Genomic DNA, 13144 nt, shown 5'->3' on the forward strand with positions numbered 1-13144 from the left:
GGCGTCCTGGGCATGGCCGCCGGTGCCGCCGCGGCCACCGCCGGCGCCGTGACCGCGGGCGGTACGGTCCACGAGCGACGGGACACCCGCGACGGTGGCGACGGCGGTCTCGGCAACGGCCCCGACCCCGCGGCCGGCAGCGGTTGGTCGTCCGCACCGCCCCGCATGGGCTTCTTCACCGACACCTCCGTCTGCATCGGCTGCAAGGCCTGCGAGGTGGCGTGCAAGGAGTGGAACGCCATCCCGGAGGACGGACTGACGTTCACCGGAATGTCGTACGACAACACCATCGGTCTCGGTGCCGACAGCTGGCGGCACGTCGCCTTCATCGAGCAGGACAAGCCGCTCGCCGGTCAGATCACCGGCGGGCAGACGGGGCAGGACGCGCGGGGCGTGCGCTGGCTGATGGCCTCCGACGTGTGCAAGCACTGCACCGAGGCGGCCTGCCTGGACGTCTGCCCGACCGGCTCGCTGTTCCGCACGGAGTTCGGCACGGTCGTCGTCCAGGAGGACATCTGCAACGGCTGCGGCTACTGCGTGCCCGCCTGCCCCTACGGCGTCATCGACCAGCGGCACGGCGACGGCCGGGTGTGGAAGTGCACCCTGTGCTATGACCGGCTCGGCAGCGGCCAGGAACCCGCCTGCGCCAAGGCGTGCCCCACCGACTCCATCCAGTTCGGACCGCTGGACGAACTGCGTGAGCGGGCCGCCCTGCGCGTGGACCAGTTGCACGAGGCCGGGGTCGGCGAGGCGCGCCTGTACGGCCACGACCCGGAGGACGGCGTCGGCGGCGACGGCGCCTTCTTCCTGCTGCTGGACGAACCCGAAACCTACGGACTGCCCCCGGACCCGGTCGTCACCACCCGCGACCTGCCCAGGATGTGGAAACTCACCGCGGCGGCGGCCCTGTCCCTGGCGGCCTCCGTCGCCGTGGCCTTCGCGAAGGGGGGCACCCGATGAGCGACGCCCGCATCACGAGGGACGGCCTGGAGGGCGGACGCCCCGGCCGGGAGGCGACGACCGGAGCCGACGTGCCGCCGGGCGGCGGCCCCCGTCGTCGGGGGCGAAAGCACCGACGGGACAAGGAGCCCGAGTTCCGCTCCTACTACGACCTGCCGGTGATCAACAAACCGGTGTGGGAGTCCCCCGACATCCCCGGCTACCTCTTCCTCGGCGGGCTCGCGGGCGCCGGCGCCCTGGTCGGGGCCGCTGCACACGTCACCGGTCGTCCGGCCCTCACCCGGGCCGCCAAGGTTGCCGCCGCGTCCGCCGGCCAGCTGTCCGTGGCCGCCCTCGTCCACGACCTCGGCCGGCCCGGCCGGTTCCTGAACATGCTGCGCGTGTTCAAGGTGACCTCTCCCATGAGCGTCGGGTCCTGGCTGCTCGCCGGATTCGTCCCCGCGGCGAGCGCCGCCGCCCTGGCGGACCTGACCGGGCGGCTCCGGCCCGTCGGAACACTGGCCACCGCGGGCTCGGCCGTACTCGGCGGACCGGTCGCCGCCTACACCGCGGCCCTGATCTCGGACACCGCCGTCCCCGCCTGGCACCAAGGACACCGGTGGATGCCGTTCGTCTTCGTCAGCAGCGGTCTGTCCGCCGCGGCCGGACTGGGCCTGGTGGCCGCACCGCCGGCCGAGACGGCGCCGCTGGTGCCGCTCGCGGTCGGCGGGGGACTGGCGGAGGTGGCCCTGACCAAGGTCATGGAACAGCGCGCCGGAGTCGCCAAGGAAGCCTATGAGACCGGCCCGGCGAAGAAGTTCCTGCGCACCGCCGAGATCCTCACCGTGGGCGGCGCCCTGCTCGCCGCGGTCCGCCCCCGCAGCCGGGCCCGGTCGGTGGCTGCCGGAGCCGCCCTCCTCGCCGGCTCCGCGCTCACCCGGTTCGGCGTCTTCCACGCCGGGCTGATCTCCGCCGAGGACCCCAAGTACACGGTCGTGCCCCAGCGGGCCCGGCTCGACGGCGCGGACGGCGTGCGATGACCCGGCTGTGGTCGCTGATGCAGGACGACCACGACGCGATCCGGGGCGTCCTGGACGACCTCACCGGCGGCTCGAGCACGACGGAGCCGGACGTCGGCGAACAGCGCCGACTGGCCCGCGGTCTCGTGGCCCTGCAGTCCGCCCACGAGATCACCGAGGAACTCGTCATCTGGCCGGCCGTCCGCGCCCTCTGCCCGGACGGCGACTCACTCGTCGCCACAGCGCTCGCACAGGAGCACGAGACCAAGCGCGCCCTGCACGAACTCGCGCACCTCTCGCCCGGCAGCCAGGAGTTCACCCAGTGCGTCAACACCGTTGCCGGACTCAACCGCACCCATCTCAGTTACGAGCAGAACCAGATCTGGCCCCGCCTGGACGACCGGCTCACGGCGCGGGACGCCGCACGCCTCGCCCGCCGCTGGGAGGCGGCCCGCGCGCGAACACCGACCCGCCCCCATCCGCACCTGCCCGCCCGTCCTGCGGTGCTCGGCACGGTCGGCGTCGCCGCCGGTGCCGTGGAGCGCCTACGGGACACCGTCGGCCGTAGACGGTGATGCGTCACCCGGGTGGCGGAGCCCCGACGAGAGGACGCGCCGCGGCATCGGTCCGTGACGTGCTGCCGTCGTCCGGCAGCAGCGCTGCCACAGCGTTTCGGCGCGCGCTGAAAGAGGACTCCTGGCAGTGTCCATGGGTGAGGGGAACCGGCAGGTCCCCTCGTGAGCACATCGACGGCGAGATCCGATGAGGAAGTGGAAGTGGAAGCGGGAGAGGGAGAGGGAGACGGCGGGCCAGGTCCGTCCGGAGCTGTGCGACCTGTGCGCGACCGCCTTCCCCGAGAACGAGGCGGTGCGCGGATATGTGCCCGACTCGTCCTGTGTGAGCTCTCGCAATGACTGGTTCGACGGGCTCCGGCTCATCACGGCGTGCGCCCACGACCACTTCGCGGTCCTGCAGAGGATCTACCGGTGCCGCCCGTTCGTCCTGGAGGAACTGTGGGGGGCGAAGATCACTCGCGCCCTGACGGCCGGCCCGCCCGTGCTGACCGTCGTGGAGCTCGCTTGCCGGACCGGTCTGCACGAACCGGAGATCAGGCGCGCCATCGCCTGGCACAACGAGCGTAGAAGGCAACAGGCGAGGTGATCGACCACGCGCCCATGCGTCAATGCTCCGCGGGCGGGCGCCCGGTCCTGAGCATGCGCAGCACGGCCCGTTCGGCAGGTCCTTGGGTGGCAGGCGTGCCGTAGGAGCCTTCGCCACCGAGCTGGGGCAGCACGGCGGCCACCGTCACTCCCTCCTCGTAGAGTTCGATCACGCGAGGGTTGATGTAGGACGCGCGGCAGACCGCGGGGGTGTTGCCGAGATACCCGGCCACCTCACGTGCCGCCCGGGCGATGGCCCGGTGCCGGGTGGTCTCGCTGCGGGCGACGGGCTGTGACACGGCCAGGGCCACGGCGGCCATGACGGTGGCGTGCCAGGTGCGGAAGTCCTTGGCGGTGATCTCCAAGCCGGCCAGTTCCTTGAGGTACGCGTTGACGTCGTCACCGCTCAGGTCGTGCCAGGTGCGCTGCTGCCAGTAGGCGAGGAGCCGGTCTCCGCCGCCCCTGCGCCGCATCAGCGCGGTGAGGCTGCGGCAGGCGTCGGGATCCGTGACCCGCTTCACCATCTCCCTGCCGTGCTTGCCGGTGTAGGTGAACAGGACCCCGCCGGCCTGACAGCAGGAGTGCTCGCGCAGCAGCGTGGTGAGGCCGTAGCTGTTGTGCAGCTCCGTGTAGCGGTCGCTGCCGACGCGGAAGAACCCGAGGTCGATGAGGCGTACCGCGGTGGCCAGCACCCGCTGCCGGGTCAGGCCCCGGTCGCACAGGTGCCCCTCGACGGCCTCCCGCACCACGGGCAGGACCTCGGCGATGTCGAGCACGTGCTCGTGCTTGGCCTGTTCCTGCTCGGCACGGAACTGAGGGTGATACAGGTACTGGCGGCGCCCGGCCGCGTCGGTGCCCACCGCCTGAAGATGCCCGTTGGCCCGGGTGCAGATCCATACGTCACACCAGGCCGGCGGTATGACCAGCGTCCGCACCCGGGCCAACTCCGCCGGATCGCGCAGGGGCTCCCCCCGCCCATCGAGGTACCGGTAGCCGTGACCGCTCCGCAGCCGGCGGTACCCGGGATCGGTGGGACGACTGTGGTAGAGGCGCATCCCGACCTCCTGGAGTACTCAGCCGGTCACCTGGTTCATCCTTCGACTACCCGCAGGGCAGCGTGCGAAGCCGGCTCACCGAAGGGCGACGGTCGAGGCTGCGGTCAGGTTGGCGTGCCGGCCCCGAGGACGGTCGCGTGGCTGTCGCTCATGCCCCCGCGGCCTCGGCCGCCTCGCGGGCGATCCGGTCGAACTGGGCGCCCATGGCCTCGGCGAGCGCCTTCGCGGCGGACAGCGGCCTCACCATGACCGTGAACTCGTCGATCTTCCCCTCCTCGTCGAAATGGAGGAAGTCGCACCCCTGGATCTGCCTGCCGCCGACGGTCGCGGTGAAGACGAAGGCGTGGTCGCGGCCGTCAGGGTTCGCGATCTCACGGACGTACCGGAAGTCCTCGAAGACCCGCACCACCCCGCGAAGGATCGCCGCGGTGATCGCTTTGCCCGGGTACGGCTTGAAGGCGACCGGGCTGGTGAAGACCACGTTCTCGGCGAGCAGTGCCTCGACGGCGGCCTCGTCCCGGTTCTCGACAGCCTTGCGGAACGGGTGCACGGATCACCTCTAGTCAACTAATTGAATAGGTGCCTCGGAGAGTAGAGGTGTGGCTCCTGGCTGTCCACCCCTTGGTGATCCGGGTGCCGGCCGCCATGGCGCGCTGCGGGTGGGGCGCGCCGCCAGGAGCCCGGTCCGAGCCGAGGCGTCGGTCAGCAGGGCGCCGTCCGCCGGGACCTGGGCCGCGGCCTCGCTCACGTCGACCGGGGCGACGGCCCGCAGCAGGACCGAGGGCCGCTGGCGGCAGGCTCCGGTGCAGCCGGTGCGGCACTCGTCGACCGGGACGAGCACCGCGGCGCTACCTGCTCCCGCGGAAGGGGGGTTCAGCTCCGGTGGCCGCCGTCCTTGGTCGGCGCCGGCTCCGTGGCCGTGCCGCTCAGGTGCCGCGCCCAGGCGCGTACGGTGGGCTCGGCGGTGAGGGTGTGGAAGTCGGCCTTCAGTCCGCTGCGCCGCCACCGGCCGCTCAGTCGCATCATCCGGAGGGAGTCGAGGCCGAGCTTGACGAGATCGGTGTCGTCGCCGATGTCCGAGGGTGCCATTCTGAGGGCGGCGGCGACGGTGTTGCGCACCTCGTCGGTGGTGACGGTGGGCGGTTGTCGATGCGTACCGCTCATCAGGGGGTCCTCCGTTCCGTTCCGGCAGCCGCGGTGTGGGGACTCGCTTCGCTGATCTCGACGACGGCGCAGCCCACCTCCATGCCCTCTGTGACCCCCACGAGCAGCACATGGTCCCCCTCGCCCACCTGGCCCGTGCGCCACAGGTCGGCCAGGGCCAGCACCTGGTCGCCCACGGTGGCGTGGCCGATGGTTTTCAGGTGGTCCCAGGTGCTGAGCTTGGCGGGTATGCCGAGCGGTTCGAGCAGCAGCGTGTGCAGGGGGTTCTCACTGAAGCCGGTGTGGGCGACACGGGCGATGGCGTCCCAGTCGACACCGGCCTCCGCGAGCGTCCGGTCGGCGATCTCCTTGACCAGTTCTCCGAACCGGTTCGCCATGTCGATCAGGTCGTGCGGGCCCGCGCCCGGACGCTCGGCCCACTCCTGCCGCCGCGCCTCGACCCGCCAGGGGTGATCGGGGTACCGGGCGGGCGGCATCAGGGAGTCGTTGCCGCGGTGCACGGCCTCGAGTTCGGGCACGGAGCGTGAGCCGATGGCCTTGAGACGTGCGAAGCCGCCGAGGGTGGAGGCCACGAGCGCCACGCCACTGTCCGCGAACACCGCGAGCGGGGAGTCGTTCCACCGGTCGAACGTCGGGGTGGAGAAGTTGTCCGCCCCTGTGACGAGGACCGCCTGCCGGCCGGGGGAGCCGGTCTTGAGCAGCGTGGCGGCCAGGTGCAGCGCGGTCATCATCGCCAGACATCCGTGCGTGATCCCGAATGCCGGAATCGGCTGGTTCAGCGTCCGGTGGAGCACGTAGTGGGGCGGGGACCAGTGTCCGGGGCCCTGGTAATAGGCGCCGCTGTGTAACACGGCCGCGAAGTCGCCGGGCTCGTGACCGGCCTGCTCGAGGGCCTGCCGGGCAGCTCGTACGGCCATGTCCGGTGCGGACAGGGCGGGTTCCACGGCAACCGAGACCAGGCCGGACTCCTCCGCCGCGTGGGACTCGAACCAGCCCTGCCGTACCGCCTCCTCGACGGGCGTGGGCCGGGGCGTGTACGTACCGATGCCCGCGAGGTAGATGTCGTCGACTTTCACGAACGTCCTTCTTTCGACGGGGTGAGGGATGCGAGTGGGTGCGAGGTGTGCGGCGGCCGGGCGTGCCGCACCGCGCCGGAGCGTTCACAGGGGGAAGGGCTCGAGTTCTCCTGACGTCACCTGCTCGCGCAACGCCCCCCGGTCGATCTTTCCGTTGGCGTTGAGCGGAAGGCGGTCCACGAGATGGAACGTCAGCGGGATCATGTACGGCGGCAGGCAGTCGCGCAGTCCCTCCTCCACCGCGTACACGTCCGCGTCCGGACCGCACAGGACCGCTGCCATGACGGTCGTTCCCTCCTCGTCGCCGGGTACGGCGACGACCACGGCCTGGTCCACGCCCTCCTGGTCGCGAAGGTGTGCCTCCACCTCGCCCAGTTCGACGCGATGGCCGAGGATCTTCACCTGCGAATCCAGCCGTCCGGCGTAGAGGAAGATGCCGTCCGCCGTCCTTCTGCCGAGGTCGCCGGTGCGGTACCAGCTGCCGTCGGGCTGCTCGTGGAAGCTGCGCCGCGTCTGTTCCGGGGACTGCCAGTAGCCATCGAAGACCTGCGGCCCCCGCAGACAGATCTCACCCGTCCCACCGTCGGCCACCGGTGTTCCGTCCGCTGCCAGCAGGGCGGCCTCCATTCCCGGGTAGGGTCGTCCGATCGGCACGATGCCGTTCGTGGACAGGGCGGGGGACCGCTGCGGGTTCCAGCGGTACACCGTACTGGCGATGGTGGCCTCCGTCGGTCCGTAGAGGTTCTCCACCACCGACTGTGGCGCTGCCGCCTGCCAGGCCGCGGCTGCGGACGCCGCAAGCGCCTCCCCGCAGAACAGGCTCCACCGCAGCGACGGCAGGCTGCCGGGCGTCAGCGCCCCGCTGTTGTGCTGGAGCACCGCGAGCGAGGGCACCGAGAACCACACGGTGATTTCCTGGTCGCGGATGAAGCTCAGCGGTGCCTGGAGGTCCGGGCCGTCCAGCGGCACCAGGCATCCACCGCTGCCCCAGGCCATGAACAGGTCGAAGACGGACAGGTCGAAGGTCTGGTCGAAGGTGTTGCTGAAGCGGTCCTCGGGCGAGAAGTCGTACCGCTCGGTGTTCACCCGTAAGAACGCGCTCACATTGGCGTGCGAGATCGGGACTCCCTTGGGGCGGCCGGTCGAGCCCGAGGTGAACAGCAGATACGCCATGTCGCCGGGACCGGGGAACAGTGGCTCCGGCAGGGGCGCCTGGGCCGCGATGGCCCCGCCGCTGAGGACGTCCGGGCCGGCGTGCAACCCGGGGGGTACGTCGTCGGACTCCGGGATCAGTACCGGTGGGGCGTCCTGCAGGTCGCTCAGCAGCCGGGCCGCGTGGGGGAGTGAGCCGCCGTCGGTGAGCAGGGCGCAGAGGCCGGAGCGCTCCACGACGTCCCTGTTGCGGCTCACCGGGTATGTGCTGCTGAGCGGCACCGCCGCCGCACCCGTGTACAGGGCTGCGAGGAACCCGGCGTAGGTGACGATGCTGCGGTGCCCGAGAATGCCCACGCGTCGCGGGCGGGCGTTCACCCTGAGCAGGGCCGCCGCCCACTGCCGCGCGAGGTGGTCGAGCTCGGCGTAGGTCCAGACGCGTTCGCCGAGCAACAGGGCGGCGCGGTGCGGATGGCGTCCCACCGAGGAGCGGAAGCCGGAGTGGAGGAAGCGGAGGGACGGGGAGCTGGAGTCCTGCATGACGTTCTCACGTGTGCGTGTCGTGGGCGTACGGAGACATCGGCCGGTGTGGCCAGGGGCGGGGGGCGGGGCTGGAGTCTGCTGGCGGCTCCAGCCGTGACCGGGTGTGGCCGTCACACAGGCGCTCGTGCAGCCGGTCAATTCGGTCTCGGCGGTCCGCAGTTCGGGTCCGGCGTGGGCCGCGGGCCCGGACGGCGGGCGGTCGCCGTTCGCCGGCGGCCCGGCTCGTGGGCGCAGCGCGGAGCCGTCCTGCCTGGAGCCCGCTCAGCGAGCCGGTCCCTGCCTCGGTGTTCATGTACTGCTCGACCGTGGCCCGGTTGAGCCGACGCAGCTCGGCTTCGTCGGTGAACACAGGTGACTGTGCGACGTCCGGCATCGCTGCCCTTCGTAGGGGTGGGTGCGGGAAGAAGCACGGCGAGGGCGCCGGTGCTCTTGAAATGCGGGGAATGAGGTACGGATGCATGCCGGACAAAGAGGCAGCATGCCGTTGACGTGAGTTCAGGAAAGATATCCCAGGCGGTGACAGAAAGGGCAGATATGGGCCCTTGATGAGAACACCGCTGGTCTTGTCACATCTGTGCGACCGACCGCCCGTGATGACCTGCAACTTCTGGGCACCACCAACTCACGACCATTCCCCCCTTTGTCGCCTCTTCGGTGCCTGGGGGCCCTGATCGGGCCCTTGGCTTCCTGGCTACACGCTAGGAGAGCCAAAGTGAGGCGTCAACTGATGTGAGCACTCAAGCCTGAAATTATCCACACTAGTGCAGAACTGTGCTGGCGGCCAACGTAAGGGAAGCGCCGAAGGCATGAGAGAGGGGTGGTCATGGTCGATCCGGCACCCGATTACCGCCGCTCCTGCCGTCGCCGAACGGCTGAAATCAACTCTTCCGGCACAAGGCGCGGTTGGGGCGCGGGTTTGCAGTACGGACCGGGGTGGCCCGGCCGGTCACCTGGGACGGTTTCTCGATCTGACGACCAGCTGACCGAGGAAGCCGGCGCGGGGATCGAACTGCCCCCCTCCGCGATGCGGCGTCCGGCGGATCGCGCTGCGAGCGGCCGGCCTGCCCTCCAAGAGCCCCAGGCCGCGGACGCGTCGCGCAGGGAGGTTCGCGACACCACTGACCCTGCCGGCACCGCTGGCTGTCGGCGCCGGGCCCGTCCACGCGGCGCCAGCGATGCAGCCGATCGACTCGCGGCCTGTCGGCCACGCCGCGCAGGTGCTCCTCGCTCCCGCCGGCTGATCCGGAGGCGCAGGTGACGCGGGCGGGACCGTCGGTCCTGCTGCCGTAGTCCGGCGCAGTCGCGCTCGGCCTCGATCGAGCTCATGGTGACCGAGGCCGACGACCCGGCGATGGAGGGTGCGTCCGTGCCGTGGAAGACGTGGGCGGTCAGGTCGTGGACCGTGGTGGCAGGTGTTCGACACCACTGCCCACGGCATGGCTGATGGGGTCGGGCAGCCGTCGGACATCGAGCGTGCCGTCGGGGGACAGAGGGATCTCGTCGAGGATGGCGATATGGGCGGGGACCATGTGCTCGGGCAGTCGCTCGTGGAGGAAATCGCGCAGCTCACGGGCGAGGTCGTCGGACAGTTCGTGTCGGAACGGCGCGTTGGAGAGGGCCTGCCGCCGGGTCTGCGGCACCCATGCCGGGATCGCTCCGGACCGGCTCAAGACCACGTCGTAGCGGCCGATCGCGCCGGAGCGCGGCGGTGTCACGGCGACGGTGAGGCCGTGCCGGCGGCCGATCGCCCACCAGTCACCGGGTGTTTCCCCGTCCAGGTCGTCGCGTGCCGGCAGGTCGTCGAGCCTGGCTTCGGCCGCGGCCTCGGTCAGGGCACGCCAGGTGGCGACGTCCGCCGCCGTCCGGGAGTCGGGGACGTCAAGGATGAGAAGGTCCCGCGGTTCACCGCGACCGAGCCGAACGTCGACGGCTGCGGTGCCCCAGTCGGCCGGGTTCCATTGCACCGCAGGAGGGTATGGCCGGGTGACGGGCTCCGCGCCCACCCGCAGTGTCACGTCGTAGCGGAACTTGGTCAGTTCGTTGGCCACCGTGCCGCGTTTGAGCTGGAGGCCGGCTTCGGACACCCCGGTGAGTTCCGTGACCAGGGCCGCGAAGAACGACGGGTCGACCAGCAGCTCGCCCTCCTCGTCGACGGCCGCTCGGACGCGTCGTCGTACCTCGTCCACCCGTGCGTCGCCGTCGGCGTGGAAGACCTCGACGGAACTGTGGAGCACCTCCAGCAGCCGAAGGTCGCGTACGTCACCGATGAAGACAGCGCCGCCGGGCCGGACGACCCGGACGGCCTCGCGCAGCACCTGCCGCAAATAGTCCGCCGAGGGAAAGTACTGGATCACCGAGTTGAGGAGGACCAGATCGATGCTGTCATCGGCGAATCCGGTGAAGTCGGTGCCCTCGCGTTCCAGCAGCGTGACGTGGGCGTAGCGCTCCGGTGATGCGTCCAACTCGTGCTGGATCGTGCGCAGTACCTCGCCCGACAGGTCTGTCGCCCAGTACCGCTCGGTGTCCGGCGCGATGCGGAACAGCAGCATGCCGGTTCCGCAGCCCACTTCCAGCACCCTGCGGTGCGGCAGGGCCGCCACCTGATCCACGATGCTGTCGATCGCCTCGCCGACCTCCGCACGGGTCATGACCGTGCCGGTGTAACTGCTGTTCCAGCCGCTCCGGTCGAAGGCCCGGTCGTCGGGCGTGCCGTCCTTGACTTCGCCGTAGACGTGCTCGAAGACGTCTTTCCATCCGGCGACATGCTCGCTGACGAGGTCAGGCGCTTGTTCGGCCACAAAGCCGGGGTCGGGTACGACGTAGGCGGCGAGTCCGTCCCGGCCGTCGGGGAACGGCCGTAAGAGCGCCACGGCCCTGTCGACCGCCGGGTGGTCGGCCAGTTGCCGGCTGACGGCGGCGGGGTCCAGCTGGTCGTCGGGGACTTCGGCCTGGTCGTCGGTGGGGTCGAGGAAGGTCACCGTGCCGTCCTCCCGCCAGGGGACGAGGTCTCCGGTCTGCTGCAGCCGACCGCACGGTTCGGTGCGACAGCGCCGTCGCGTGTCCGCTTCAGCCCGCACATGCTCACAGTGGTGCCTCCTCGCGTCCCGGTTGAGAACTGTTGTCGCCAAGGTCCTGTGACCCGGCGCTGCCGCACAGATGTTCCTGCCGAGACCGTCGACGTCGAGCACACCGGCCGCCGTGCTGCCACTGCCCACACACCTCGTCCGCCCGGCATTTCGAGGTATGTAGCACCCCAGGTCAGGGCTCCAGAACGCCGCACAGCGCAGAAGACAGACAAGGCGGGTACGTCAAAGACTCGGCAACGCCACCTAGCCGGAGGTGAAAACGAGGTCACCGGCGACAATCATGCGATGAATCCCCCCATTCAATCTGCGCCGAATATAGCTACCACCAAGATCACATGTCAAGGCCGCTCCGCTTTTCCTCGGTGTGCCGCTGCGGACCACAAACCGTATTGACGGCCCGACGGGATATTCGGTCCGACCGCCCCTGGCGTGCCGTCAGGGGTGATTTTCCTCCCGCCACCGTCGGCATCCGGTCGATCGGCGTCCGCTGTCTCCGTCAAGTATCGGACGATCGCGCCTCAGAACCGGGAACACCACTGTCCGGAAAGCCGTGCTCGGTGCCGCGACGGGCGACAAGTGGCTTCACCTCACGTCCCGGACCAGGCGGTGACACGTGTCGTGATCGTGGTCGTGGCCCCGGTCGGCCGGTACGACGTCCGGTCGAGGACGGGGCGGCTGGGCTTCACACCCGCGTAAGCGGCATCCGGACCGGCTGGTGTTCCCGGGCATCCTGTTCGTGCCGGACACCGGGATGGCCTGGGAACACCTGCCGCAGGAACTCGGCTTCGACGCGCCCCCGGTGGCCGTCCGGCCCAGCCGCTGCGAGTGCAGGCCGCGCGCCGGGTCTCGCTGAATTCGGTCACGCACCCTGGAAATTCGGTCATGCACCCAGCCCGACGCGCGTACCCACTCGTCACTTCAGCTCCCGGCCCTTCGGCCGTCGACGGCGGGGATCCTGTTGTCACTCGGTGTCGGCGTGGGCCATGCGTGCCGTGTTCATGGTGCCGCATGGCGGAGGGAGTCCAGGACGGTCAGTTCGTCCTCGGAGAGGCGCAGTGAGCCGGCGGCCACGTTCTGGGCAAGGTGGTCGAGGTCGCCGGTGCCGGGGATGGCCAGGACGTGGGGGCCGCGGTGCAGCGTCCATGCCAGCCGGACCTGGGCGGTGCTCACCCCGTGTGCGCGGGCGATGGCGTGCACCTCGCTGCTGTCGTCCGCAGGCGCGCCGGCCGTGCGCCCGCTGCCGGCGATCGAGTAGAACGGCACGAACGCGATGTGCTGTCGACCGCAGATGCGCAGGAACTCCTCCTGCTCCGGCGATGCGCCGATCCCGTACATGTTCTGCACGCAGACCACCGGTGCGATGGCCTGGGCCTCGGCGAGGTGGTGGGGGCGGACGTTGGACAGGCCCAGGTGGCGGATGAGTCCGGCGTCGCGCAGTTCGGCGAGTGCGCCGAAGCGATCGGCGATGGAATCGGTGCCGACGACACGCAGGTTCACCACCTCGAGGTGGTCGCGGCCGAGCTGGCGCAGGTTCTCCTCGACCTGGCCACGCAGCTGCTCGGGGGTGGCATGGGGCAGCCAGCCCCCCGAGGGATCGCGGCCCGGTCCCACCTTGGTGGCGATGACAAGGTCGTCCGGATAGGGGGCCAGGGCCCGGTTGATCAGCTCGTTGGCGCAGCGCAGCGGCGAGAAGTAGAACGCGGCGGTGTCGATGTGGTTCACGCCGAGCTCGACCGCGCGACGCAGCACACGAACGGCCTGGTCGCGGTCGCGCGGGAGAGCACCGGGCGCGAACGCCTCCCCGCGCTGCGGCAGGCGCATCGCGCCGAAACCCATCCGGTTGACCGTGCGGTCGCCGAGGTTCCAGGTGCCTGATGCCGCAGCGGTGATTGTCTGTGAGGTCATGGCGGGATGATCTCCACGCGGTAGCCTGGCGGGCCATTGTTTCAG

The 13144-nt window shown here is 70.5% G+C and carries 11 protein-coding genes; 4 read left to right on the forward strand and 7 right to left on the reverse strand.

Annotated features, from left to right (window positions below; genetic code table 11):
- Nucleotides 1-165 precede the first annotated feature (165 nt).
- From K7G59_RS32175 to K7G59_RS32190, 4 genes are all read left to right on the forward strand, one after another.
- On the forward strand, nt 166-960 hold the full coding sequence (locus tag K7G59_RS32175) for a 4Fe-4S dicluster domain-containing protein (protein WP_225840246.1): 795 nt from the start codon (nt 166-168) through the stop codon (nt 958-960).
- Entirely contained in the window at nt 957-1979 is a 1023-nt protein-coding gene (gene nrfD, locus K7G59_RS32180; RefSeq protein WP_225840222.1) for an NrfD/PsrC family molybdoenzyme membrane anchor subunit, read from the forward strand. Before K7G59_RS32175 ends, nrfD begins: the two co-directional genes overlap by 4 nt.
- Nucleotides 1976-2533 carry a hemerythrin domain-containing protein gene (locus K7G59_RS32185; RefSeq protein ID WP_225840223.1) on the forward strand — a complete coding sequence of 186 codons (558 nt, stop codon included), beginning with the start codon at nt 1976-1978 and terminating at the stop codon, nt 2531-2533. Before nrfD ends, K7G59_RS32185 begins: the two co-directional genes overlap by 4 nt.
- 187 nt (nt 2534-2720) lie before the next feature.
- Nucleotides 2721-3119 carry a hypothetical protein gene (locus K7G59_RS32190; RefSeq protein WP_225840224.1) on the forward strand — a complete coding sequence of 133 codons (399 nt, stop codon included), beginning with the start codon at nt 2721-2723 and terminating at the stop codon, nt 3117-3119.
- A 19-nt stretch (nt 3120-3138) separates the two neighbouring features.
- On the opposite strand, the gene K7G59_RS32195 is transcribed toward K7G59_RS32190, so the two are convergent.
- The 7 genes from K7G59_RS32195 to K7G59_RS32225 all read right to left on the reverse strand — a co-directional run bounded on the left by K7G59_RS32195 (nt 3139) and on the right by K7G59_RS32225 (nt 13099).
- Nucleotides 3139-4173, reverse strand: coding sequence for a DNA topoisomerase IB (locus K7G59_RS32195; protein WP_225840225.1), 1035 nt, complete (start codon nt 4171-4173; stop codon nt 3139-3141).
- A gap of 148 nt (nt 4174-4321) precedes the next feature.
- The gene (locus K7G59_RS32200; protein WP_225840226.1) at nt 4322-4723 is read right to left on the reverse strand and encodes a nuclear transport factor 2 family protein; all 402 of its coding nucleotides are present in this window, start codon (nt 4721-4723) and stop codon (nt 4322-4324) included.
- Between the two features lie 323 nt (nt 4724-5046).
- On the reverse strand, nt 5047-5337 hold the full coding sequence (locus K7G59_RS32205) for a phosphopantetheine-binding protein (RefSeq protein ID WP_225840227.1): 291 nt from the start codon (nt 5335-5337) through the stop codon (nt 5047-5049).
- The gene (locus K7G59_RS32210) at nt 5337-6413 is read right to left on the reverse strand and encodes a ketoacyl-ACP synthase III family protein (protein WP_225840228.1); all 1077 of its coding nucleotides are present in this window, start codon (nt 6411-6413) and stop codon (nt 5337-5339) included. Before K7G59_RS32210 ends, K7G59_RS32205 begins: the two co-directional genes overlap by 1 nt.
- A gap of 84 nt (nt 6414-6497) precedes the next feature.
- Nucleotides 6498-8105 carry an amino acid adenylation domain-containing protein gene (locus tag K7G59_RS32215; RefSeq protein ID WP_225840229.1) on the reverse strand — a complete coding sequence of 536 codons (1608 nt, stop codon included), beginning with the start codon at nt 8103-8105 and terminating at the stop codon, nt 6498-6500.
- A gap of 1391 nt (nt 8106-9496) precedes the next feature.
- Nucleotides 9497-11086 (reverse strand): class I SAM-dependent methyltransferase, encoded by a 1590-nt coding sequence (locus K7G59_RS32220; RefSeq protein ID WP_225840230.1) that lies wholly within the window; start codon nt 11084-11086, stop codon nt 9497-9499.
- Between the two features lie 1104 nt (nt 11087-12190).
- Nucleotides 12191-13099 (reverse strand): oxidoreductase, encoded by a 909-nt coding sequence (locus K7G59_RS32225; RefSeq protein ID WP_225840231.1) that lies wholly within the window; start codon nt 13097-13099, stop codon nt 12191-12193.
- Nucleotides 13100-13144: the final 45 nt, after the last annotated feature.

The organism is Streptomyces sp. NK08204, from assembly GCF_020400585.1.
GTDB lineage: Bacteria > Actinomycetota > Actinomycetes > Streptomycetales > Streptomycetaceae > Streptomyces.